This is a genomic window from Citrobacter sp. KTE30 (genome assembly GCF_000398825.1).
Lineage (GTDB): Bacteria > Pseudomonadota > Gammaproteobacteria > Enterobacterales > Enterobacteriaceae > Citrobacter > Citrobacter freundii.
Genome location: NZ_KB976055.1, coordinates 2,869,309 through 2,893,802 on the forward strand (window position 1 = coordinate 2,869,309; position 24,494 = coordinate 2,893,802).

Annotated in this window: 24 protein-coding genes and 1 riboswitch; of the genes, 15 read left to right on the plus strand and 9 right to left on the minus strand. The window is 52.0% G+C overall.

The window, feature by feature from the left end:
• The first annotated feature begins 148 nt into the window (after positions 1-148).
• The 4 genes from poxB (at position 149) to WC1_RS09270 (ending at position 5,576) form a co-directional block, all read left to right on the plus strand.
• On the plus strand, positions 149-1,867 hold the full coding sequence (gene poxB / locus WC1_RS09285; protein WP_003027264.1) for a ubiquinone-dependent pyruvate dehydrogenase: 1,719 nt from the start codon (positions 149-151) through the stop codon (positions 1,865-1,867).
• A gap of 155 nt (positions 1,868-2,022) precedes the next feature.
• Positions 2,023-3,024, plus strand: coding sequence for a low-specificity L-threonine aldolase (ltaE, locus tag WC1_RS09280; RefSeq protein WP_016150626.1), 1,002 nt, complete (start codon positions 2,023-2,025; stop codon positions 3,022-3,024).
• Positions 3,025-3,034: 10 nt separating this feature from the next.
• Positions 3,035-4,465 (plus strand): SDR family oxidoreductase, encoded by a 1,431-nt coding sequence (locus WC1_RS09275; protein WP_016150627.1) that lies wholly within the window; start codon positions 3,035-3,037, stop codon positions 4,463-4,465.
• Between the two features lie 97 nt (positions 4,466-4,562).
• The gene (locus tag WC1_RS09270) at positions 4,563-5,576 is read left to right on the plus strand and encodes an NAD-dependent epimerase/dehydratase family protein (protein ID WP_003840192.1); all 1,014 of its coding nucleotides are present in this window, start codon (positions 4,563-4,565) and stop codon (positions 5,574-5,576) included.
• Between the two features lie 105 nt (positions 5,577-5,681).
• Here WC1_RS09270 and WC1_RS09265 read toward each other — a convergent pair whose 3' ends face one another.
• Complete coding sequence (locus tag WC1_RS09265) at positions 5,682-6,512, minus strand: N-acetylmuramoyl-L-alanine amidase (protein WP_003027275.1); 831 nt, start codon at positions 6,510-6,512, stop codon at positions 5,682-5,684.
• Positions 6,509-6,832, minus strand: a complete 324-nt coding sequence (locus WC1_RS09260) for a heavy metal-binding domain-containing protein (RefSeq protein ID WP_001160725.1) — start codon at positions 6,830-6,832, stop codon at positions 6,509-6,511. Before WC1_RS09260 ends, WC1_RS09265 begins: the two co-directional genes overlap by 4 nt.
• Positions 6,833-6,958: 126 nt before the next feature.
• Between WC1_RS09260 and WC1_RS09255 the strand changes: the two genes are divergently transcribed.
• The 7 genes from WC1_RS09255 (at position 6,959) to yegS (ending at position 12,557) form a co-directional block, all read left to right on the plus strand.
• On the plus strand, positions 6,959-7,474 hold the full coding sequence (locus WC1_RS09255) for a lipoprotein (protein ID WP_016150628.1): 516 nt from the start codon (positions 6,959-6,961) through the stop codon (positions 7,472-7,474).
• A 225-nt stretch (positions 7,475-7,699) separates the two neighbouring features.
• The gene (gene artP / locus WC1_RS09250) at positions 7,700-8,428 is read left to right on the plus strand and encodes an arginine ABC transporter ATP-binding protein ArtP (RefSeq protein WP_016150629.1); all 729 of its coding nucleotides are present in this window, start codon (positions 7,700-7,702) and stop codon (positions 8,426-8,428) included.
• Between the two features lie 16 nt (positions 8,429-8,444).
• Positions 8,445-9,176, plus strand: coding sequence for an arginine ABC transporter substrate-binding protein ArtI (gene artI / locus WC1_RS09245; RefSeq protein ID WP_003027298.1), 732 nt, complete (start codon positions 8,445-8,447; stop codon positions 9,174-9,176).
• Between the two features lie 6 nt (positions 9,177-9,182).
• Positions 9,183-9,899, plus strand: a complete 717-nt coding sequence (gene artQ / locus WC1_RS09240; RefSeq protein WP_003027301.1) for an arginine ABC transporter permease ArtQ — start codon at positions 9,183-9,185, stop codon at positions 9,897-9,899.
• The gene (artM, locus tag WC1_RS09235) at positions 9,899-10,567 is read left to right on the plus strand and encodes an arginine ABC transporter permease ArtM (RefSeq protein WP_003840185.1); all 669 of its coding nucleotides are present in this window, start codon (positions 9,899-9,901) and stop codon (positions 10,565-10,567) included. Before artQ ends, artM begins: the two co-directional genes overlap by 1 nt.
• Before the next feature lie 227 nt (positions 10,568-10,794).
• Positions 10,795-11,526 (plus strand): arginine ABC transporter substrate-binding protein ArtJ, encoded by a 732-nt coding sequence (artJ, locus tag WC1_RS09230; RefSeq protein ID WP_003027308.1) that lies wholly within the window; start codon positions 10,795-10,797, stop codon positions 11,524-11,526.
• Between the two features lie 131 nt (positions 11,527-11,657).
• Positions 11,658-12,557: a lipid kinase YegS gene (yegS, locus tag WC1_RS09225; RefSeq protein ID WP_003027310.1), complete on the plus strand. Its 900-nt coding sequence runs from the start codon at positions 11,658-11,660 to the stop codon at positions 12,555-12,557.
• A 22-nt stretch (positions 12,558-12,579) separates the two neighbouring features.
• Here the strand turns inward: yegS and fbaB are convergent, their stop codons facing one another.
• Entirely contained in the window at positions 12,580-13,632 is a 1,053-nt protein-coding gene (fbaB, locus tag WC1_RS09220) for a class I fructose-bisphosphate aldolase (RefSeq protein WP_003027312.1), read from the minus strand.
• Positions 13,633-13,884: 252 nt separating this feature from the next.
• Here fbaB and WC1_RS09215 point away from each other — a divergent pair, with 252 nt between their 5' ends.
• The 3 genes from WC1_RS09215 to WC1_RS09205 are packed head-to-tail and all read left to right on the plus strand — an operon-like array spanning position 13,885 to position 17,125.
• Entirely contained in the window at positions 13,885-15,162 is a 1,278-nt protein-coding gene (locus WC1_RS09215; RefSeq protein WP_016150632.1) for a nucleoside permease, read from the plus strand.
• The gene (locus tag WC1_RS09210) at positions 15,159-16,163 is read left to right on the plus strand and encodes an ADP-ribosylglycohydrolase family protein (protein ID WP_016150633.1); all 1,005 of its coding nucleotides are present in this window, start codon (positions 15,159-15,161) and stop codon (positions 16,161-16,163) included. Before WC1_RS09215 ends, WC1_RS09210 begins: the two co-directional genes overlap by 4 nt.
• Entirely contained in the window at positions 16,160-17,125 is a 966-nt protein-coding gene (locus tag WC1_RS09205) for a PfkB family carbohydrate kinase (protein ID WP_016150634.1), read from the plus strand. The genes WC1_RS09210 and WC1_RS09205 overlap by 4 nt, the downstream gene beginning before the upstream one ends.
• Here WC1_RS09205 and WC1_RS09200 read toward each other — a convergent pair.
• From WC1_RS09200 to thiM, 3 genes are read right to left on the minus strand one after another with little or no spacing between them, the layout of a single operon-like run.
• Positions 17,099-17,845: a GntR family transcriptional regulator gene (locus WC1_RS09200; protein WP_003027325.1), complete on the minus strand. Its 747-nt coding sequence runs from the start codon at positions 17,843-17,845 to the stop codon at positions 17,099-17,101. The genes WC1_RS09205 and WC1_RS09200 overlap by 27 nt on opposite strands.
• Positions 17,846-17,887: 42 nt before the next feature.
• Positions 17,888-18,688 carry a bifunctional hydroxymethylpyrimidine kinase/phosphomethylpyrimidine kinase gene (thiD, locus tag WC1_RS09195; protein ID WP_016150635.1) on the minus strand — a complete coding sequence of 267 codons (801 nt, stop codon included), beginning with the start codon at positions 18,686-18,688 and terminating at the stop codon, positions 17,888-17,890.
• A gap of 2 nt (positions 18,689-18,690) precedes the next feature.
• Complete coding sequence (gene thiM / locus WC1_RS09190; protein ID WP_016150636.1) at positions 18,691-19,473, minus strand: hydroxyethylthiazole kinase; 783 nt, start codon at positions 19,471-19,473, stop codon at positions 18,691-18,693.
• 31 nt (positions 19,474-19,504) lie between these two features.
• A riboswitch (TPP riboswitch) is annotated at positions 19,505-19,601 on the minus strand.
• Between the two features lie 234 nt (positions 19,602-19,835).
• Between thiM and WC1_RS09185 the strand changes: the two genes are divergently transcribed.
• On the plus strand, positions 19,836-20,168 hold the full coding sequence (locus WC1_RS09185) for an RcnB family protein (protein ID WP_016150637.1): 333 nt from the start codon (positions 19,836-19,838) through the stop codon (positions 20,166-20,168).
• Positions 20,169-20,223: 55 nt separating this feature from the next.
• Here the strand turns inward: WC1_RS09185 and WC1_RS09180 are convergent, their stop codons facing one another.
• From WC1_RS09180 to WC1_RS09170, 3 genes are read right to left on the minus strand one after another with little or no spacing between them, the layout of a single operon-like run.
• On the minus strand, positions 20,224-21,246 hold the full coding sequence (locus WC1_RS09180; protein ID WP_016150638.1) for a fimbrial protein: 1,023 nt from the start codon (positions 21,244-21,246) through the stop codon (positions 20,224-20,226).
• Between the two features lie 11 nt (positions 21,247-21,257).
• Positions 21,258-23,744, minus strand: coding sequence for a fimbrial biogenesis outer membrane usher protein (locus tag WC1_RS09175; protein ID WP_016150639.1), 2,487 nt, complete (start codon positions 23,742-23,744; stop codon positions 21,258-21,260).
• Between the two features lie 14 nt (positions 23,745-23,758).
• Entirely contained in the window at positions 23,759-24,439 is a 681-nt protein-coding gene (locus WC1_RS09170) for a fimbrial assembly chaperone (protein ID WP_016150640.1), read from the minus strand.
• Positions 24,440-24,494: the final 55 nt, after the last annotated feature.

Below are 24,494 nucleotides of genomic sequence, written 5' to 3' on the forward strand. Positions count from 1 at the left end.
TTTATTCCTTGTTTCACCATGTCCAATAACAAACTACGCTTAATACAGGTTAAATGAAACCTGCCGGAAATAAGGGGGAAATGAGAAGCATAACGATTATCTTCATCTAAACTTGTAACCGGTATCACATTAGAGGAGAAGGAAAACCATGAAACAAACGGTTGCCGCTTTTATTGCTAAAACACTCGAACAGGCTGGCGTAAAACGCATTTGGGGTGTAACGGGTGACTCGCTAAATGGTCTGAGTGATAGTCTGAATCGTATGGGAACAATTGACTGGATGCCAACCCGTCATGAAGAGGTTGCGGCCTTCGCCGCGGGCGCTGAAGCGCAGTTGACGGGCGAGCTGGCCGTCTGCGCAGGCTCGTGTGGGCCTGGCAACCTGCACCTGATTAACGGCCTGTTTGATTGCCACCGCAACCACGTTCCGGTGCTGGCAATCGCCGCGCATATTCCATCCAGTGAAATAGGCAGCGGTTATTTTCAGGAGACCCACCCGCAAGAGTTGTTCCGTGAATGTAGCCATTATTGCGAGCTGGTCTCCAGCCCTGAGCAGATCCCCCAGGTGCTGGCTATAGCTATGCGTAAAGCGGTGCTCAACCGTGGCGTCTCCGTGGTGGTATTACCCGGCGACGTGGCGCTGAAGCCCGCCCCTGAAAGCGCCACCACGCACTGGTATCATGCGCCGCTCCCGGTAGTTACCCCGGAAGAGGAAGAGCTGAGAAAACTAGCGCAACTGCTGCGCTACTCCAGCAACATCGCCCTGATGTGCGGCAGCGGCTGCGCCGGTGCGCATAAAGAGCTGGTTGAGTTTGCGGCTAAAATCAAAGCCCCGATCGTGCACGCTCTGCGCGGGAAAGAGCATGTTGAGTACGATAACCCCTATGACGTGGGTATGACCGGGCTGATTGGCTTTTCATCCGGCTTCCATACCATGATGAATGCCGACACGCTGATCCTGCTCGGTACCCAGTTCCCCTATCGCCCGTTCTACCCCACCGACGCCAAAATTATTCAGATTGATATCAATCCGGCGAGTATTGGCGCGCACAGTAAAGTTGATATGGCGCTGGTAGGCGATATTAAATCCACGTTACGTGCCCTACTACCTCTGGTGGAAGAGAAAACCGAGCGGCAGTTCCTGGACAAAGCACTGGAGCACTACCGCGAGGCGCGCAAAGGGCTGGATGATTTAGCCAAGCCCAGCGATAAAGCTATTCACCCGCAATATCTGGCGCAACAGATCAGCCACTTTGCCGCTGACGATGCCATCTTTACCTGCGACGTTGGCACGCCAACGGTGTGGGCAGCACGCTATCTGAAAATGAACGGCAAACGTCGCCTGCTCGGATCGTTTAACCACGGGTCGATGGCTAATGCCATGCCGCAGGCACTCGGCGCACAAGCGACCGAACCAGGACGTCAGGTTGTGGCAATGTGCGGTGACGGCGGCTTTAGCATGCTGATGGGCGATTTTCTGTCGGTGGTACAAATGAAGTTACCGGTGAAGATTATTGTCTTCAACAACAGCGTGCTGGGATTTGTGGCGATGGAGATGAAAGCTGGTGGTTATCTGACTGACGGCACCGAATTGCACGACACGAATTTCGCGCGGATTGCCGAGGCCTGTGGCATCACGGGCATTCGCGTGGAGAAATCTTCAGAGGTTGATGAGGCGCTGCAAAGGGCGATGTCAATTGACGGTCCGGTGCTGGTCGATGTGGTGGTGGCGAAAGAAGAGCTGGCGATCCCGCCGCAGATCAAGCTCGAACAAGCCAAAGGTTTTAGCCTGTATATGCTGCGCGCAATCATCAGCGGACGCGGTGATGAAGTGATCGAACTGGCGAAAACTAACTGGCTCAGGTAAAACATCCTTATTAAACCACACACAAAATCATTCATGATGCATCAAGGCGGCAAGCCCGAAAATCCCCAGGAGCATAGGAATACTATGTGACTGGGGTTTGAGGGTGCGGCCAACGCCGAGGCAGCTTGAAGGATGAAGTGTAATAAGGAGATACCATGATTGATTTACGCAGTGATACCGTCACCCGACCCAGTCGCGCCATGCTCGAAGAGATGATGGCCGCCCCGGTCGGGGACGACGTCTACGGTGATGATCCTACCGTTAATGCCCTCCAGCAATACGCGGCCGAGCTTTCTGGCAAAGAAGCCGCCATTTTCTTACCTACCGGTACTCAGGCTAACCTGGTGGCACTGCTCAGCCATTGTCAGCGCGGCGAAGAGTATATCGCCGGTCAGGGCGCGCATAACTATCTCTACGAAGCGGGTGGCGCAGCGGTGCTCGGCAGCATTCAACCGCAACCCATCGATGCCGCGCCGGATGGCTCCCTGCCGCTGGACAAAGTGGCAGCAAAAATCAAAGCAGACGATATCCATTTTGCCCGCACCCGTCTGCTCAGTCTGGAAAACACGCATAACGGCAAAGTGCTGCCGCGCGAGTATCTGAAAGAGGCCTGGGAATTCACCCGGGAGCGCAATCTTGCCCTGCACGTCGACGGCGCGCGTATTTTTAACGCCATCGTCGCCTATGGCTGTGAGCTTAAAGATGTCACGCAATACTGCGACTCGTTCACCATTTGTCTTTCCAAAGGTCTGGGAACGCCGGTAGGCTCGCTGCTGGTCGGCAGCCACGAGTACATCAAGCGTGCCATTCGCTGGCGCAAAATGACCGGCGGCGGCATGCGCCAGGCGGGTATTTTGGCGGCGGCCGGACTGTATGCACTGAAAAATAACGTGGCGCGTTTGCAGGAAGACCATGACAACGCCGCCTGGATGGCGGAGCAACTGCGCGAAGCAGGGGCGGACGTCATGCGCCACGACACCAACATGCTGTTTGTTCGCGTTGGCGAAGAGCACGCGGCCGCGCTGGGTGAATATATGAAAGCGCAGGGTGTGCTGATTAACGCCTCCCCGATTGTGCGCCTGGTGATGCATCTGGACGTATCACGTGAACAACTTGCTGAAGTCGTCGCCCACTGGCGCGCTTTTTTAACCCAATAAGGAGATGGGCGTGCCGCAACGGATTTTGGTTCTTGGCGCCAGTGGCTACATTGGTCAGCATTTGGTACAGGCGCTCAGTCAGCAAGGGCATCAGGTGTTGGCTGCGGCACGTCGCATTGAACGACTGGAAAAGCAGCAACTGGCCAACGTCAGTTGCCATAAAGTCGATTTGAATTGGCCAGATAATCTCACCCCGCTGCTGGCGGGTGTTGATACGGTTTATTACCTGGTCCATGGCATGGGTGAAGGCGGTGATTTTATCGCCCACGAACGTCAGGTGGCGATGAACGTCCGCGATGCACTGCGTAATACACCGGTCAAACAGCTTATTTTCCTGAGCTCATTACAGGCTCCCCGGCATGAACAATCCGATCATCTGCGTGCGCGACAGATAACGGCAGATACTCTGCGTGAATCAGGCGTGCCAATGACGGAATTGCGTGCGGGCATTATCGTGGGGGCAGGTTCCGCTGCCTTTGAAGTGATGCGCGACATGGTCTACAACCTGCCGGTACTCACCCCTCCGCGCTGGGTACGTTCGCGCACCACACCTATCGCGCTGGAGAATTTGATGTACTACTTGGTGGCGTTGTTGGATCATCCCACGCAACATCACCGCGTACTCGAAGCAGCCGGCCCGCAGGTGTTGAGCTATCAGGAACAGTTCGAGCATTTTATGGCGGTCAGCGGTAAACATCGCCTGCTCATCCCCATCCCCTTCCCTACCCGCTGGATTTCGATCTGGTTTTTAAACGTCATTACGTCAGTGCCGCCAACCACGGCCAAAGCGCTGATCCAGGGCTTAAAACACGACCTGCTGGCCGATGACACCGAACTACGTGCGTTGATCCCGCAAAAGCTGATTGCCTTTGATGACGCGGTGCGCAGTACGTTGAAGGAAGAAGAAAAGCTGGTCAACTCCAGCGACTGGGGTTACGACGCACAGGCGTTTGCCCGCTGGCGTCCAGAATATGGCTATTTCGCCAAACAAGCTGGCTTTAGCGTTGAAACCTCCGCCAGCAAAAAAGCACTGTGGCAGGTAGTGAATCGACTCGGCGGCAAAGAAGGTTATTTCTTTGGCAATATTCTATGGAAGACGCGCGCGGCGTTGGACCTGCTGGTCGGCCATAAGCTGGCAAAAGGTCGTCCCGAACACCCACTATTGCAAGTTGGCGACACCGTTGATAGCTGGAAAGTCATCATCGTTGAGCCGGAGAAACAGCTGACGCTGCTGTTTGGGATGAAAGCACCGGGATTGGGTCGCCTGAGCTTCACACTGGAAGATAAAGGCGATCATCGACGCATTGATGTACGCGCCTGGTGGCATCCACACGGTATGCCTGGCCTCTTCTACTGGCTGTTGATGATCCCCGCCCACCTGTTCATTTTCAGGGGGATGGCGAAGCGTATAGCCAAACTTGCAGAACAAATCACAGACTAATGATAAAAAGAGCCTGTATTCTTTCATGTTTCCCATTGCATACATGCGTATTTCACGGAAGAATGCGCACGACGTTTTTTAAACACAGTGGATTGATATGAAGGTACTGGTTACCGGAGCCACCAGCGGCTTGGGCCGAAACGCGGTTGAATTTTTATGCAGCAAAGGCGTCAGCGTCAGAGCCACCGGTCGCAACGAAGCGATGGGCAAGCTGCTGGAGAAAATGGGCGCAGAGTTTGTGCATGCGGATTTGACCGAGCTGGTTTCTTCGCAAGCAAAAGTGATGCTTGCCGGCATCGACACGCTGTGGCACTGCTCCAGTTTTACCTCACCGTGGGGAACTCAGGAAGCCTTCGATCTGGCCAACGTTCGCGCAACTCGCCGTCTGGGCGAGTGGGCCGTGGCCTGGGGCGTTCGCAACTTCATTCATATCTCCTCGCCGTCGCTCTATTTTGATTATCACCACCATCGCGATATCAAAGAGGACTTTCGCCCGCACCGCTTCGCCAATGAATTTGCCCGCAGCAAAGCAGCTGGCGAAGACGTGATCGCGTTGCTGGCGCAGGCCAACCCGCAGACGCGTTTTACGGTATTGCGTCCGCAAAGCCTGTTCGGACCACACGATAAGGTCTTTATCCCGCGCCTGGCCCATATGATGTACCACTATGGCAGCATCCTGTTGCCGCACGGCGGAAGTGCGCTGGTAGATATGACCTACTACGAAAATGCAGTGCACGCGATGTGGCTGGCAAGTCAGCAAGCCTGCGATAAGCTGCCGTCAGGTCGCGCGTACAACATTACCAACGGCGAGCATCGCACTCTGCGCAGCATTGTGCAGAAGCTCATCGACGAGCTGAATATTGATTGTCGGATCCGCTCCGTTCCCTACCCGATGCTGGACATGATTGCCCGCAGCATGGAGCGTTTAGGCAATAAATCGGCAAAAGAGCCAAAGCTGACGCATTACGGCGTCTCGAAGCTAAATTTTGATTTTACGCTGGATACTACCCGCGCTCAGGAAGAGTTGGGTTATCAGCCCATTGTGACGCTGGATGCAGGGATTGAACGTACCGCGGCCTGGCTGCGCGACCACGGTAAGCTGCCGCGTTAACCATTGCCGGATGGCGGCGCAAGCGCCTTATCCGGCCTACAAAATCCAGCCTAAATTAGCCGTAGGCCTGATAAGCGAAGCACCATCAGGCATTGATATTCTGCGTTAACCCTGCCCGTATTTTTCCAGTAACGCTTCGGCAATCGCCTGAGTTTCTGCATCCGCCACGCCGTTCCACAGCGTCGGGCGGAAGTGCATCTGGAAGGCCATAATCACCCGCTGCTGTTCGCGCGGCGTCATATCAGATTTTATCTCATAGCCGTAACGCGACAGCAGATCGAGTAAAGATTCGGTTGCTACCGGCGTATGAGGCGCTCGCCCGGCAAGATAAAACGCTACGCGCTGAGTGTCCGGCCACGCGCCAATTCCCTGTTCGGCCAGCACTTTCCATGGGAAAAGCGGTCCAGGATCGTCCTTACGTTGCGGCGCGATGTCCGCATGGGCTACCACGTTCTGCGGTTTTATGTCGTAGCGGGCGATAATATCTTTCGCCAATGGGATCAGCGCCTGAATCTGCGCGGGTTCAAACGGCGCAAAATATTTTATCCCTGCCGATTTTTGCCAGCCGCGGTTTTCCAGCTCAATGCCAATTGAGGTATCGTTAATACGCGTAGCGCCACGCCAGAAGCTAATCCCCGCATGCCAGGCCAGATCTTTTTCCGGCACCAGTTGCCAGATACGCGGTTTGCCGTGGTAGAGCGGCGGCACAGCCGGGATCAAATAATGCGAGCTGACGTTTTTATCGGTCAGCGTAGCCAGAGAAGAGTCAAAATCATCGGCCGTGTAATGGATAACCAGCACTTTAATGCGTGGATAAGCAGCCTGTGCCTGACGGCGGGTATCTAACTGATACCCGTCTTTGTCGACTATCCCTTTTTCGCCAGCACATCCCACCAGCAACAGCGTAAATGCCAGCAGACACAACAGACGCTTCATCGGCGAGTTTTCACCGCGGTACCGCTGACGCTCACCATCAGCATACTGCCGTCTTTGCCCACGGTTTCGTAATCAATATCAATACCGACCACCGCATCAGCACCCAGCGCTTTGGCCTGTTCGCCCAGCTCCTGGAAAGCAATTTCACGCGCTTTACGCAGCTCTTTTTCATACGCGCCGGAGCGACCGCCGACAATATCGCGAATGCCGGCGAAAAAATCGCGGAAGATATTCGCGCCTAAAATGGCTTCGCCAGTCACAACACCGCAGTATTCCACGATGCTCTGCCCTTCCAGCGTAGGGGTAGTCGAAAACTGCATGGTTAATCTCCTTTTTGCGCTAAGAGCACGATCTCAAAAGCATTATCGAACCGATCCACTATCATTGAAAGGATATATTCTATCAACGTAGAACACTAATAGTAGAAAGCTAATAAGGAAATCATTATGCGCTACTCGAAACTCTCTCTGCTGGTTCCCTGTGCACTCCTTCTCAGCGCCTGTACGACCGTGACGCCGGTCTATAAAGATAACGGCACGCGTAGCGGTTCATGCGTAGAAGGCGGGCCAGACAGCGTGGCTCAACAATTCTATGATTACCGTATTCAGCATCGAAACAATGATCTTACCCCACTTCGTCCATACCTTAGCGACAACCTGGCTAAACTGCTGACCGACGCCAGCCGCGATAATGCACACCGCGACCTGTTTAACAGCGATCCGTTCTCCAGTCGGGCTACGTTACCGGACAGTGCCAGCGTCGCCAGCGCATCGACTATTCCGAATAGTGATGCACGCAACATTCCGCTACGCGTAGAGCTGAAACAGGGTGACCAGAGCTGGCGTGATGAAGTGCTGATGATCCGCGAAGGCCAGTGCTGGGTCGTTGATGATGTCCGCTATCTGGGCGGCAGCGTACACGCGCCAGCCGGGACGTTGCGCCAGTCTGTCGAAAACCGTTAATCGCGCCATTTACTCGCCCAAATCATAACCCCCATTAATTGTCTGGCATTCTGCATAGAATGCCGACAATTATTCTTGCCCACTGGTGGCCCCGCTATTTTGTGCTATGTTTAGAGAAGAATGCGGTTTGCATTTAACTTTTAACGCATAAATATTGCATAACTATTCTGTCAAAGGTAGTATCTGCGGCTTCAATAGCTATCAGACTGCCAGTATCGAGTGTCAATGAGTATTCAATTAAACGGCATTAACTGCTTCTACGGCGCGCATCAGGCGCTGTTCGATATCACGCTGGATTGCCCTCAGGGTGAAACACTGGTGTTACTTGGCCCAAGTGGAGCCGGGAAAAGCTCGCTACTGCGCGTACTCAACCTGCTTGAGATGCCGCGCTCGGGCACGCTCTCTATTGCGGGTAACCGTTTCGACTTCACGAAAACCCCGTCAGATAAAGCCATTCGGTATCTGCGTCAAAACGTGGGCATGGTCTTCCAGCAATATAATCTTTGGCCGCATCTCACGGTGGTGCAGAACCTGATTGAAGCGCCCTGCCGCGTACTGGGTCTGACAAAAGAGCAAGCGATGGCGCGTGCCGAGAAACTGCTGGAACGACTGCGTCTGAAGCCGTACAGCGATCGCTATCCACTGCATCTGTCCGGCGGCCAGCAGCAGCGTGTGGCCATTGCCCGCGCGTTGATGATGGAACCACAGGTGCTGCTGTTTGATGAGCCTACCGCAGCGCTTGACCCGGAAATCACCGCCCAAATCGTCAGCATCATTCGTGAGCTGGCGGAAACCAATATTACTCAGGTGATCGTCACCCACGAAGTGGAAGTTGCTCGTAAAACGGCCAGTCGCGTGGTGTACATGGAAAACGGTCATATCGTCGAGTTTGGGGATGCGAGCTGCTTTGCCAACCCGCAAACCGAAGCGTTTAAAAACTATCTTTCTCACTAAGATTCGGGACAATACAATGAAAAAAGTTCTGATTGCCGCGCTAATCGCAGGTTTTAGCCTTTCCGCTACCGCAGCCCAAACCATTCGTTTCGCCACCGAAGCGTCTTATCCTCCGTTTGAATCGATCGATGCTAACAACAAGATCGTAGGGTTTGACGTTGATCTGGCGAATGCGCTGTGTAAAGAGATTGACGCTACCTGTACCTTCACCAATCAGGCCTTCGACAGCCTGATCCCGAGCCTGAAATTCCGTCGTTTTGACGCGGTGATGGCCGGTATGGACATCACGCCTGAGCGTGAAAAACAGGTTCTGTTCACCACCCCTTACTACGACAACTCTGCGCTGTTTGTTGGCCAACAGGGTAAATACACCAGCATTGATCAGCTGAAAGGCAAAAAAGTCGGCGTTCAAAACGGAACGACGCACCAGAAATTCATCATGGATAAACATCCGGAAGTGACTACCGTGCCGTATGACAGCTATCAGAATGCCAAACTCGATCTGCAAAACGGTCGTATTGACGGCGTCTTTGGTGATACCGCAGTAGTGACAGAGTGGCTGAAAGACAATCCAAAACTGGCCGCGGTTGGCGACAAAGTCACGGATAAAGATTACTTCGGTACTGGTCTGGGCATCGCTGTGCGCCAGGGCAATACTGAGCTGCAGCAGAAATTTAACGCTGCGCTGGAAAAAGTGAAGAAAGATGGGACTTACGAGACCATCTACAACAAATGGTTCCAGAAGTAATATTTGATGAATGAATTTTTTCCTTTAGCAAGCGCCGCCGGGATGACCGTCGGCCTTGCCGTTTGTGCGCTGATCATTGGCCTTGCGCTCGCCATGTTTTTTGCCGTCTGGGAGTCAGTAAAATGGCGCCCGGTGGCATGGGCGGGCTCGGCCCTGGTCACCATCCTGCGCGGTCTGCCAGAAATTCTGGTGGTTTTGTTTATCTATTTCGGATCCTCACAACTGCTGCTGACGCTGGCCGATGGCTTTACGATCAATCTCGGGTTTGTACAAATCCCGGTTCAGATGCAGATCGAAAACTTCGACGTCAGCCCGTTCCTGTGCGGTGTCATTGCACTGTCATTGCTGTATGCCGCTTACGCGTCGCAAACGCTGCGTGGCGCGCTGAAGGCCGTGCCACTCGGGCAATGGGAGTCAGGTCAGGCGTTAGGTTTGTCTAAAGCCGCGATCTTCTTTCGTCTGGTGATGCCGCAGATGTGGCGTCATGCCTTACCGGGACTGGGTAACCAGTGGCTGGTATTGCTGAAAGATACCGCGCTGGTCAGCCTTATCAGCGTGAACGATCTGATGTTGCAAACCAAGAGCATCGCTACCCGTACCCAGGAGCCGTTTACCTGGTACATTGTGGCGGCCGCTATTTACCTGGTGATTACGCTGGTGAGTCAGTACATTCTCAAACGCATTGACCTGCGCGCGACACGTTTTGAGCGGAGACCAGGATGATGCTTGAGTATTTACCTGAATTGTTGAAAGGGCTGCATACCAGCCTGACGCTGACGGTCGCCTCCATCGTGGTTGCTCTGGTACTGGCGCTGATCTTCACCGTCATCCTGACGCTGAAAACGCCGGTACTGGTGTGGCTGGTTCGCGCTTATATCACGCTGTTCACCGGTACACCGCTGCTGGTGCAAATCTTCCTGATCTACTACGGACCAGGACAGTTTCCGGCATTGCAAGAATATCCGGTACTGTGGCATCTGCTCTCTGAACCCTGGTTATGCGCCTTAATTGCGCTGTCGTTAAACAGTGCGGCCTACACCACGCAACTGTTCTACGGCGCTATCCGTGCAATCCCGGAAGGCCAGTGGCAGTCCTGCGGTGCATTGGGGATGAGCAAAAAGGATACGCTGGCTATTCTGTTGCCGTACGCCTTTAAACGCGCCCTCTCCTCATATTCCAACGAAGTGGTGCTGGTATTTAAAAGTACCTCACTGGCTTACACCATCACCCTGATGGAAGTCATGGGTTATAGCCAGCTGCTGTACGGCCGTACTTATGACGTTATGGTATTCGGTGCTGCGGGTGTGATTTACCTGATCGTCAACGGCTTGCTGACGCTGATGATGCGCTTAATAGAGCGTAAAGCGCTGGCGTTTGAACATCGGAATTAAATCGGTATTTGTGCCTTTGTAGGTCGGATAAGGTCTAATACCGCCATCCGAAAAATGTGCATAAGCAAAAAATATAAAGACGGACAACAACCTAAATTGTCCGTCTTTTTTTATGCCATTAAAAATATTTAATCATTTTTATTGCATATAAATTCATTAAATGGCATTGTTAATCCACGCCGCAGACACGGTAAATAATCATAAGATTGACAGACGGGAGTTCCACCATGAAAAAGTTAGTACTGGCCGCATTACTTGCTACTTTCGCCGCTGGCGCCTCAGCTGCTGATAAAATTAGTTTCGGTGTATCAGCCACGTATCCGCCATTTGAATCACTGGACGCTAGTAATAAAATTGTCGGTTTTGACATCGACCTGGCAACGGCGCTGTGCAAACAAATGCAGGCAGAATGTACTTTCACCAATCACGCTTTCGATAGCCTGATCCCCGCGCTGAAATTCAAGAAATATGATGCGGTTATTTCCGGAATGGATATCACACCTGAGCGTAGCAAGCAGGTTGCATTTACTCAGCCTTACTATGCCAACTCCGCGCTGGTGATTGCGAAAAAAGACACCTATAAAACCTTTGCCGACCTGAAAGGTAAGCGCATCGGTATGGAAAACGGCACCACCCATCAGAAATACCTGCAGGATAAACATCCTGAGGTGAAAACCGTGGCCTACGATAGCTATCAGAATGCGATTATCGACCTGAAAAATGGCCGTATTGATGGCGTATTTGGCGATACTGCTGTGGTTAACGAGTGGCTGAAAACCAACCCGCAGTTAGGCGTAGCCACTGACAAAGTAACCGACCCGCAATACTTCGGTACTGGCCTTGGCATCGCGGTTCGCCCGGATAACAAAGCCCTGCTGGAAAAACTGAACAGCGCGCTGGCGGCAATCAAAGCTGACGGCACGTACCAGAAAATCAGCGATCAGTGGTTCCCGCAGTAACGTCTGCCCAATCTGAAAAGCCGCGCTCTGCGGCTTTTTTTATCTCTTCGCCTGCGCTTTCAGTCAGTTCTTACGCCATAAACACTTTCCTGGCATACACTTGTTAAAACGAAAAAAAGTGAGGCAAACGGATGATAGCGTTCCCTGCCAGTTTACTGATCCTCAATGGAAAAAGTGCTGATAATCTCCCCCTGCGTGATGCCATTGCGAAGCTTCGCGATGAAGGCGTGGAAATCCATGTTCGCGTGACCTGGGAAAAAGGCGATGCCCAACGCTACGTTGATGAAGCTCGTCAGCTAGGCGTTGAAACGGTGATTGCCGGCGGCGGCGACGGCACCATCAACGAAGTTTCGACGGCGCTGATCCAGTCGCAGGGCGACAATATTCCGGCGCTGGGTATTTTACCGTTGGGAACGGCAAATGATTTTGCCACCAGCGTGGGGATACCCGACGACCTTGATAAGGCGTTAAAGCTGGCTATTGCCGCAAATGCGACAGCGATCGATATGGTGCAGGTCAATGATAAAACCTGTTTTATCAACATGGCGACCGGCGGCTTCGGCACACGTATCACTACCGAAACGCCGGAAAAACTCAAAGCTGCGTTGGGTGGCGTATCATACTTTATCCACGGATTAATGCGCATGGATACGCTCAAACCCGACGTCTGCGATATTCGTGGGGAAGATTTTCACTGGCAAGGTAAGGCGCTGGTGATTGGTATCGGTAATGGTCGTCAGGCTGGAGGCGGGCAACAGCTTTGCCCAACGGCGCTGATCAACGATGGTCTGTTGCAACTGCGCATTTTTACCGGCGAAGAACTGTTGCCAGGGCTGCTTTCGGCGTTAACGCAATCCGAAGACAACCCTAACATCATCGAGGGCGCATCATCGTGGTTTGATATCCGCGCCCCACACGAAATTACCTTTAATCTTGACGGCGAACCGCTCAGCGGACAGGAGTTTCATATTGAAATCCTGCCTGAGGCGTTACGTTGCAGACTGCCGCCGGGTTGTCCACTGTTGCGCTAACACAACGACACCCCGGCTGTAATCAGGCGATGGTAACTTTGCTGTCCAGATAAACATCCTGCACGGCGTTAATCAGCTTAACGCCGTCGGCCATGGTTTTCTTGAATGCTTTGCGTCCAAGAATCAGCCCCATGCCGCCTGCTCGTTTGTTAATCACCGCCGTACGTACCGCATCACTAAGATCGGTTTCGCCGCCAGCCGCGCCGCCGGAGTTAATTAACCCGGCGCGCCCCATATAACAGTTCGCCAGTTGATAACGTACCAGGTCAATTGGATTCTCGCTGGTCAACTTGGTGTAGACGCGATCGTCGGTGTAGCCAAAATTAACCGCTTTATACCCACCGTTATTTTCCGCCATTTTCTGCTTAACGATATCCGCTCCGATAGTGGCAGCCAGATGGTTAGCCTGTCCGGTAAGATCGGCAGAAACATGGTAATCCACGCCATCTTTTTTAAACGCGGAGTTACGCAGATACGCCCACAGCACGGTGACCATACCCAGCTCATGGGCGCGCTCAAACGCGGCCGAAATCTCCTCAATCTGGCGGCGAGATTCCTCAGAACCGAAATAGATGGTTGCCCCTACCGCAACCGCGCCCATATTGAACGCCTGCTCTACGCTGGCATACAGCGTCTGGTCGAACGTATTCGGATAACTCAGCGTTTCGTTGTGGTTAATTTTAACGAGGAACGGAATGCGGTGCGCGTAGCGACGGGAGACAGAAGCCAGCACGCCATAGGTCGATGCCACGCAGTTACACCCAGCTTCGATAGCCAGCTCCACAATATTCTTCGGATCAAAGTACAGCGGGTTAGCCGCAAACGATGCGCCAGCGGAGTGCTCCACCCCCTGGTCCACCGGCAGAATCGACAGATACCCTGTCCCGGCCAGTCGCCCGGTGTTATACAGCGTCTGCATGTTACGCAGCACGGCAGGCGGCCGGTTGTTATCCACCATCACACGGTCGACGTAATCATGTCCAGGCAGGTAAAGTTGATCAGAAGGAATGGTCATACAACGATGCTGTAAAAGGTTGTCGGCGTCTTTGCCAAGCAACTGCGCAATATCAGTCATAGCTATGCTCCCGTAATTTCCGATTTGAAACCGGAATGTGGATTGTCCTGACCCGCCTTTTTGCGGGCAGCATTAAGCCTGGTACCGACTGCGTATTTTTTCCATCTTTAGCGCACTTTTCAGCAACTTCTGCTGGCTCGATTCAGGAAGAAATAATGTTAAGGCGGTCAAATTTAGACCACAAAGGTATTTTAAAGGTATTACCTAATGGTACTATCAATGCGTACCTTACCTGTCATGAAGGATTTAAAGATGAAAACTACAGTTAAGCTGTCGTTCATGATGTTTGTAGAGTGGTTTATCTGGGGCGCCTGGTTTGTACCGCTGTGGCTGTGGCTGAGTAAAAGCGGCTTTAGCGCCGGGGAGATCGGCTGGTCCTACGCTTGTACCGCGATCGCCGCGATCCTGTCGCCCATTCTGGTCGGTTCAATCACTGACCGCTTTTTCTCCGCGCAAAAAGTGCTGGCGGTGTTGATGTTCGTCGGCGCTATTCTGATGTACTTCGCCGCCCAGCAAACAACCTTCAACGGATTCTTCCCGCTGTTACTGGCCTATTCGTTGACCTATATGCCGACGATTGCGCTGACTAACAGTATTGCTTTTGCCAACGTACCGGACGTTGAGCGTGATTTCCCGCGCATACGAGTGATGGGAACCATCGGCTGGATTGCCTCTGGTTTGGCCTGTGGTTTCTTACCGCAAATGCTTGGCTATAGCGACATTTCACCCACCAATATTCCCCTGCTGATCACTGCCGGAAGCTCTGCACTGTTGGGCGTCTTTGCGTTCTTCTTACCGGATACGCCACCAAAAAGTACCGGCAAAATGGATTTCAAAGTCATGCTGGGTCTGGATGCGCTGATCCTGCTGCGCGATAAAAATTTCCTCGTCTTTTTCTTTTGCTCTTTCCTGTTTGCGATGCCACTGGCGTTCTATTACATCTTCGCCAACGGCTACCTGACAGAGGTCGGAATGAAAAACGCCACCGGCTGGATGACGCTGGGCCAGTTCTCTGAAATCTTCTTTATGCTGGCGCTACCATTTTTCACCAAACGCTTTGGCATTAAAAAGGTATTGTTACTTGGTCTTATTACTGCGGCGATCCGCTACGGATTTTTCGTTTACGGCGGTGCGGAAGAATATTTCACTTACGCCCTGCTGTTTCTCGGCATTCTGCTGCACGGCGTCAGTTACGACTTCTATTACGTCACGGCCTACATCTATGTCGATAAAAAAGCGCCGGTTCACATGCGCACCGCAGCGCAAGGGCTTATCACCCTCTGCTGTCAGGGATTCGGCAGCCTGCTCGGTTACCGCCTGGGCGGCGTGATGATGGAAAAAATGTTTGCTTACCAGGAACCGGTTAATGGTCTCACCTTTAACTGGGCTGGCATGTGGGGATTTGGCGCGGTCATGATTGCCGTCATTGCCGTGATGTTTATGATTTTCTTTCGCGAATCTGACAAAGAAATCACCGCCATTAAGGTGGACGATCGCGATGTAGCGTTGAAACAAGGGGAAGTAAAATGAAAGCAGAACGTATTCTCGGTGCTCTTTATGGGCAGGCGTTAGGGGATGCGATGGGCATGCCGTCGGAACTGTGGCCAAGAACCCGGGTTAAAGCCCATTTCGGTTGGATCGACAGTTTTTTGCCTGGTCCGGCGGAAAATAATGCTGCCTGCTACTTTAACCAGGCAGAGTTTACTGATGACACGTCTATGGCGCTGTGTCTGGCAGATGCCCTGCTTGAGTGCGACGGAGAGATTGTACCCGACGTTATTGGTCGCAATATTCTGGCCTGGGCAGAGCGTTTTGATGCCTTTAATAAAAACGTGCTCGGTCCGACCTCAAAAATTGCGCTCAAAGCCATTCGCGACGGCAAACCTGTCGCCGAACTGGAGAATAATGGCGTGACCAACGGTGCGGCAATGCGCGTTTCGCCACTGGGATGCCTGCTACCCGCTCGCAATCTTGATGCCTTTATCGATGATGTGGCACTGGCCTCCAGCCCGACGCATAAATCGGATCTGGCTATCGCGGGAGCCGTTGTCGTCGCGTGGGCGGTATCGCGCGCCATCGACGGAGGAACATGGTCAGAGATTGTTGATGCGCTGCCTGCCATTGCCCTGCATGCGCAGCAAAAGCGGATCACTACCTTTAGCGCCTCTCTCTCTGCACGCCTTGAGATGGCGCTGAAAATCGTCCGTAACGCCGACGGCATTGAGTCCGCCAGCGAGCAGTTGTATCAGGTTGTGGGGGCAGGAACCAGCACCATTGAGTCTGTGCCTTGCGCCATCGCGATGGTCGAACTGGCGCAGACCGATCCCAACCGCTGCGCCATTCTGTGCGCGAACCTCGGCGGCGATACCGATACCATCGGAGCGATGGCAACCGCCATTTGTGGCGCGCTGCACGGCGTCGACGCGATTGACCCGGCATTGAAGCAGGAGTTGGATGCGGTTAATGAGCTGGACTTTACCCGCTACGCCAACGGGTTAATACGACTGCGTGAGCAGCGGGAGGCGCTATGAGCACCATGCGCCTGCAACAACTTCTCTCGCAGTTACGAACACAGCGGCCAGTAACGGTGGTGGGTGCAGCGGTGATTGATGTCATTGCCGATGCGTATGCCCTCCCCTGGCGAGGCTGTGATATCGAACTCAAACAGCAAGGCGTGAACGTTGGCGGCTGCGCACTCAATATTGCCGTAGCGCTCAAGCGTTTAGGTATCGACGCCAGTAATGCGTTACCGCTGGGTCAGGGGGTGTGGGCCGACATTATCCGCAATCGGATGGCAAAAGAGGGGCTGCACAGCCTGATCGACAACGCCGAAGGCGATAACGGCTGGTGTCTGGCGCTGGTGGAACCGGATGGCGAACGTACCTTTATGTCCTTTAGCGGCGTTGAGAATCAGTGGAATGCCGCCTGGCTGGCACAGCTGGATATCCCGCGTCATAGCCTGGTGTATCTCTCGGGTTATCAGCTAGCGTCCCCGTGCGGTGAATTGCTGGTGCAGTGGCTGGAAGGACTGGAAGAGGTGACACCGTTTATCGATTTTGGCCCGCGCATCGGCGACATTCCCGAGCCCTTACTGGTACGAATTATGGCCTGCCGTCCGCTGGTGTCACTTAATCGTCAGGAGGCGGAAATTGCTGCCGAGCGATTTGCATTGAGTCAGGATGTGGAAGGTTTTGGCGCAGAATGGGTGCAGCGTTTCACCGCACCGGTGGTCGTGCGTCACGATAAAGACGGCGCATGGTATTTCAGCGCACAGACATCCGGCTGCGTACCGGCATTTGCAACGGCGGTCATTGATACTATCGGCGCAGGAGACAGCCATGCCGGCGGCATGCTGGCCGGACTAGCGTCTGGCTGGACGCTGGCCGACTCAGTGCTGTTAGGTAACGCGGTGGCGTCCTGGGTAGTTGGGCATCGTGGCGGCGATTGCGCCCCATCACGCGAGGCGCTACTCCTCGCACACAAAAACGTATAGATCGCTACGACAGTAACTGATGCTGTATTCAATAGGCCGTTGCTGCTGGTCAAGCGCTACCTGCTTGATCACCAGTACCGGCACTTTACTATCCATTTGAATGTGCGCCTGGAACTCTGCATCCGGCATTCTGGCGCTAACGCGTGAGCGCGTACGCTGTGGGAAAATATGCTGGCTACGAAAATAGTCATACAGAGAAACACCAATGGCATCCACATCATGAATTAGATGTGCGGGTACCCAAGACTCTTCAATAGATACTGCGTCTTCGTCAACGTAACGAATGCGTTTGAGCAGAAAGACATCACTTCCTGTGACAACTGCCAACTGCTGTGCCACCTCTTCCGGGCAAGGTACAATTCTTTTGTTAACCCACAACGTATCCGGTTTTTTACCACGCAACACCACCTGCTGAGAAAAACCGCGCGCTTCTTTGAGCGAATACTCGAAGATATTGTTGATTTGCGTTCCGTAACCGCGGGCACGTGTTACTACACCTTCTTCTTCCAGGGCCTGCATCGCCTTGCGTACCGTAATCCGAGAAACGCCGGTCAACTGGCTGAGGTCGCGCTCGCCGGGCAGGATATTGCCGTGCTCCAGGATCCCACTGCGCACAGCATTCTTCACCGTCTGCGCAAATTTCATATACAGCGGCGTGTTATCCGCCGCTGAAATACGTTCATTCAGTTGTGCGATAAGCTGGGTATGCGCTTGTTCCATTTATCTTTTCCCTGGCCGCCGTTTCTGCAGCCAGTATACCCATTACCACCACGCGTGAAAATGATGCACCGGACCAATTCCCTCGCCAACCTCCAGCGTGTCTGCCTGTGCCAGCGCCGCTGAAAGCCACAGTTTGGCTTCCTGTACGGTATCGGACCAGTTGTTATGGCGCGGACGCAGGGCTGCCAACGCCGCCGATAGCGTACAACCGGTGCCATGGGTATTTTTGGTCATCACCCTCGGCGCGGTAAAACGCTGCTCGCCGTCGCGAGTAAAGAGCCAGTCGGGGCTTTGCGCGTCATCCAGATGACCGCCCTTCATCAACACCGCCTCGCAACCCAGCGCCCGTAGCGCTCTTCCCTGCTCTAACATCTCCTGCTCAGTCTGCGCATGCGATGCCCCGAGCAGTGCAGCAGCTTCGGGTAAATTAGGGGTGATAATCGAAACCTGTGGCAGCAAACGGGTACGCAGCGTTTCTACCGCCGAGGGTGACAGCAACGGATCGCCGCTTTTCGCCAACATCACCGTGTCCAGCACCACATTTTGTACCCGATGACGACGCAAACGTTCGGCGACCGCTTCAACAATATCCGTCTCCGCCAACATACCAATTTTTGTGGTGTCGATACGCACATCACTCAACACAGAGTCCAGCTGCGCAGCGACAAAGTCAGGTTCAATACGATACACCGACTGCACCCCGCGCGTATTTTGCGCCACCAACGCCGTAATAACGGAACAGCCGTATGCGCCCAGCGCCGAGAAGGTTTTTAAATCGGCCTGAATACCCGCGCCACCGCTTGGATCGGTTCCGGCGATCGTTAATGCGTTAATCCGTTTCATGCTTACTCCTGGGCGTTCAGGTTATAGAGGGCGTCGAGAAATGCCGGGACAAAGCTGCCCGGCCCGTTTGATTGCTCGGTGGCGATTTGCCCGGCCTGTTTCATCCAGCTACAAGCGGAGGCGACGTTATCAAGTCGGTCACCACGCAAGGCACAACTGGCTGCAACAACCGCTGATAGCGCGCATCCGGTGCCCACCACGCAAGTCATTAACGGGTCGCCGCCGTCCACGCCAACGGTACGCTGACCATCGGTGACGTAATCCACTTCGCCGGTAACCACGACAATGGTCCCAATCTGACGAGCCAGCGCCTGCGCTGCCGGAAGCGCAGCGACAGCTGTATCGGTTGTATCCACGCCGCGTCCCCCACCGTTCATGCCGGCCAGAGCAAGTATTTCCGAAGCGTTGCCACGAATAGCAGCAGGCTGTAGCGACAATAAATCCAGACAAAAGCGGCGGCGAAACTCAAGCGCGCCTACGGCAACGGGATCGAGCGTCCACGGGGTTTTAGCATGATAAGCCCGCTCAACGGCGGCGCGCATCGCCATGGCCCGCTCCTGAGTTAAGGTGCCGACATTAACCAGCAATGCACTGGCAATAGCGGCGAATTGGCTGGCTTCTTCAGGTTCGATCACCATCGCCGGCGATGCGCCCAGCGCCAGTAATGTATTGGCAGTAAAGCTTTGCACGACCTCATTGGTCATACAGTGTGTGAGCGGGGATAGGGTTCTAAATTGGTGCAAAGTGTGAGCCGCGAGCGCGCGGCTGTGCAGGTCAGGCTGCATGGTTCAGCTCCTGCCCGCGCGAAGAAGGGACACGGGCAGTGTCAGACTTCCCTACGCTGGCATTATCCAGATCAGGTGGTACGGGTATTTCTCAGCCTTCACAAAGAAGGGCACCCCGAGTCGTTGAAACACAAACGTAATACGCTGGTTTCAGTAACAGGATACTGCCTGTGCTTAGCGATGTAAATTGGCGTACTACCCGCCCTCACAGTGAAACTACTGGTCAAGGTTGCTGCAATTCTGTACTTTCATTTACACTTTTTACGAAATGACTGGAGTGATCACAAAATAGTGCTTGTCAGACATCCGGTATGCCAGGAATGATACATGACTGATTTTGATGACCCGAAGAGGTAGAGAGGATGGGTATGAAGAATAAAATGTTGCTGGGTGCACTTCTGCTTGCAAGCAGCGTCGTCTGGGCCGCGCCAACCGCAACAGCTGCCCCCACCGGTATCGATAAGTATGAACTAAGCAGCTTTATTGCTGACTTCACCCATTTCAAACCCGGTGACAAGGTTCCACCACTGTATCTCACCGAAGAATACACCATTAAACAGTGGAATCTACGCAATCTGCCCGCGCCGACGGCAGGCACCCACTGGACCTACATGGGCGGCGCGTATGTGCTGGTCAATGATGCCGATGCTAAGATCATTAAAGCTTACGATGGCGAGATTTTTTATCACCGTTAATCGAATAAAAACACGTACTTTCAGCAAGAAAGTACGTGAGATAACCACCAATCAATTAGTCGTAAGATACCGCAAAGGTCACTTTGCTTTGTACGTCACCAGGCTGTAGTGATTCTCCTGTTACGCGAACATATTTCGCAGTGATGGGAAAAGTGTAACTACTTTTTATTTCAGTCAGTTTAGCTATTTTGTTCATCAGCGTATCCCCCAATTTCAACGGCGATGTCGCACTGCCGTTAAAAATCTGGAAACCCACTCCCTTTGCGCCATTCATTACGGTATTTTTCAGTATCGTTCCACTACTATCCCAGTCGCCGCGTACCACTTTAAAACTCACTGGATTGGTTGTGACGTTATTGATGCTTTCGCATTTCAGTTCCAGTTCTGTGGAACCAGATTTAGTATTGTTTGCGCTTAACATTTCTTTTAGCGTCGTATTCGGCATCTTAATTTCGTATGTCGACTGGGAGAAACGACAGGTTGTTGGTTTGTGCTTGACGGTAAATGTAATATTTTGTGCGTAAGTGTTTTTACCGCTCAGTTTACCTGTCAACCAACACCATAGCCACGCCCCAAGACTCTTCCGACATGAATTATCAGCTAAAATATTGATTGCCGGACGCCCCAAATTTATCGTATTACCACTAGATATCGCTAAATCAGCACTGCCAGGTGTTATATATGAAACTTCAAGAATAAATGGTTTTGAGTTAAACGCCTCTTGTGTTGTATATGATTTTGAGGCAATTACCCCTCCCCCATTACCCGTCGCAACAGGAAATTCAGTATTTTCGAGCATGTTAAATTTTAGAAAAATAGATTTATTCGCACCGGGCTCCTTCAATTCTATGACATAGTTTTGAAATGGCGTCGTATAATCCATAAAATCTGTATTTTCATTACATGAAAAAGTATCGTTTAGGTTTGTGTTTATTAAAAGACGAACAGGAGAACCCACCTTTACTGTCGTCATGTCCAGCTCTATCGTTTGTTGTGCTGATGTATTCGAACCTAAGGTACATTTAGCCTGCCCCAAGAAAGGAAGCAACCATAAAATTAAAACCCAATATTTTTTCATAAACGAATCCCTTATCGGCAAATATAGACTTTATTCTCATCAATCACCTTATCGAAGATAATCGTGCAGAATTGTCCCTGCTTTTTATTAACCACGACGCGTACCGATGCGGGAATGTCGTTGGTGCGAATAAATAACCGACTGCCCTGGCCGATCAGACCGACGTTATTACCTGCGCTATCTTCAACCTCATAGCCGAACGATAACGGAGAGCCGTCTGGTCGTTGGGCGAGGAAATACCATAGTTTACGCCGATCGGTTTCAAACTCCGTCATCACGACCGCGCCGCGATAAGGGACAGTAGCTTTACGATTACCCAGCAGCGCCACGTCGCTTTTACTGTCGGACAAATCCAGCATCAGCATATTTTCACGATACGGCGTCAGGCTGTCATACACAGCGTAACCTTTGCTGTCCGTTGTTAAGTAACGATGTCCCTGCACCGCCGCCCCCTGTAAACCCGGCGCTTTAACAATGGCGAAAGTATCGGAAAGCCGGGACGTCAGCGCCACGCCGTCAGACCACACCACAACACCGCCCTGAATATTACCGCTGGCCTGTTGATACTTATTCGACTGGCTGTAGCTGCCGCCTATGGTCGCTATCTGCGCGCGCCAAGCCATATTACCGCCCGCAGTTGTTTCATTCCCCTGCCGCTGATGGCTGAGGTTGGCGCCGTAGCTAAACTGATCGCGATTACCCGCCACCCCGCTTAAGCTGGTGTTATTCGACTGATAACCGTCATCATCGAATGTCGTTGAGTTAGAGACAAACAGATCGCGGCGAGGGGTAGATATCCCGTCCCCCCACGAGAATGGGATGGAGATATACAGGTTAAAACGCTTATCCTCGTGATTATTCTCATCGTACGTTTGGCTAACGGCAAAGGTATAGCTTATACGTTGCCAGGAGTTCGAATAACTTATTTGATAATCTTTACCCGTTCCGCTGCGTTGCCAGTAATCACGCCACAAACCGCTTACGGCCAGAAATCCCAAGTCGCCAGGCAATGCCTGATTGATGTTCAGGGAAAAACTGTTCTTACGGCCAAAGTCATTCTGATAATAATCAGCAATGTCATAAACATCATTTTCATCGCGGTTGTAGCTATTTTTGTTATTCGCCCAAACGTGATCGTTAAAGGTACGATAATCCCGCGAAGAGTAGCGAAAGGCCGCCAGCGCAAACTGAGTTCCGGTCTGTGCAACATATTTATTCCATGCTACCTGATAACTCTGTCCGTCAAAAACGCCGTTATCCTGCTCACTGTGCGATCGTGTGGCGTCTACCGAAACCGCACCAATTGGCGTATTCCATCCTGTGCCAAGCACAAATGAATAATAGTTATCCGATAACATTGAGCCGCCATAAACTGTAAGCAGATTGTTCAAGCCATAAAAATAACTACCCTGCATAAAATCAGACTGATTACTCGCACCTGCAATATCGCTACGTCCGGCAGCTAAATCATATTTCGCCACACCCGTCTGCAACATATTCGGTACCGATGAATAAGGTACCAGGTAATGTCTTATCGAACCATCTGCCTCTTTAACACTCACATCCAGATCTGCACCACCGCCGGCAAGCTGCAAATCATCAATAGCAAATGGGCCTGGAGAGACCTCTTTTTGATAAATCACAAAACCGTTTTGTTCGATGGTTACCAGCGCGTTGCTCTGGGCAATACCACGTACTACAGGGGTAAAATTCTGTTTTGAGTTCGGTAACATTTGCATATCACGCCAGATACGCACCCCGCGAAAGCGTACCGCGTCAAAAATATCTGCCCCGGTATACATGTCCCCGGCGCGCAATGTACCGAGAATTGACGGAATACCACGTTCCACATATAACGTATTACTTTTCCACTCACCGCTACCTTCGTTGCCTTTGGTATAGTTGGCATTCGAATGCAACTGCCAGCCAAGCAAATTCAATCCGCTGTTCAGATTAACATAGCTACTTTTATCATTACCGCCGTGTTTATAATCACTGTAATACTGGCTGACATAATAAGCCGTATAAAACGCATTTATTCCACGATCCCAAGTTTCTGGAGGCATATAACCCGGTTCATATTCGTTCACAAATGCCTGAGGTACGCTCAGATTTAATGCAAACTGCCCAATATCATACCCTATGCTGCCGCCCTGGACTGCTGAACGTAGCGAAACACAATCCACGCTTTTATCCGCTTTAATACCGTCGGTACGAATGCCTATCTGCTGTAATTGTGCCCAGGATAAACATGTTTCATCGGGATCGGTTTTAATATTAATATCATACTGACCACGCCACTGATTATTCAGATAAACGTCCATCTCGTACATGCCTGGCATGGGCTTATCACCATCAATTAGATAGCGTGATATTTTTTCACCATTTAAACCACCAATCATAAAGTGGGTGTCAAACGTTTCTTCTTCAGCCCATACAGATGATGAAGTCGCCAGCACCGACAAAATGGCCAGTGTAATCGAATTAATCTTTGACATAGCCAGTCCTTGAGCTATTTTTCAGTTTTGATTTTTTCACTCAAATAATTGCCGTGATCATCAATAAGCGTAACATTGTAATGACTCACAATAGCAGCAGTGCTCAGCATTTTTTCTGACCACGGTGCCAACAGCATAGTTTCTTTATTAAGTTTCGCTTTACCGCTAAGCTCAGGGATAGTTATCCAGTTAGCCGAATTATTCTTGATTGTAATACCGCTACCACTATTCCTGATGTTCAGTTGGGTAAAGCTATTTTTATCAACGCCGGCAATTCCCTGTGGGCGATAAATAAATTTAATACGGTTTTGCATCGCAAATTTAATGATGTTCTTACCTTCGGAATCCGCAGAGTTCGGTGGGATATCCAGCACGTTAAGGAAGAATAAACTTTCGCGATCTTTCGGCAACGTATTTGGCAACAGCTTAATTTTCAGCTGTTGGCCAGAACCACCGCTCACCTTTGCCACCGGCGGTGTCATCACAAACGGTACCTGAATTTTCTCCGGCGGCAGGTCGGTGTCACCATCATCAATCCACGACTGGACGAGTGCACTGCGATTGCCTTCATTCATTAACTGCACGGTAATCTCTTTTTTCTGCGCCGGATAAATGATACGCGTACCGTAAATATAAATCCCACCCCACGCAGGCAATACTGTGCCAGCCAAAAATAATGCTAATATCTTTTTCATTATAATTATCCTTACTACAGAAATAATCGGCGGCCGCAGCCGCCGACAAACAGGA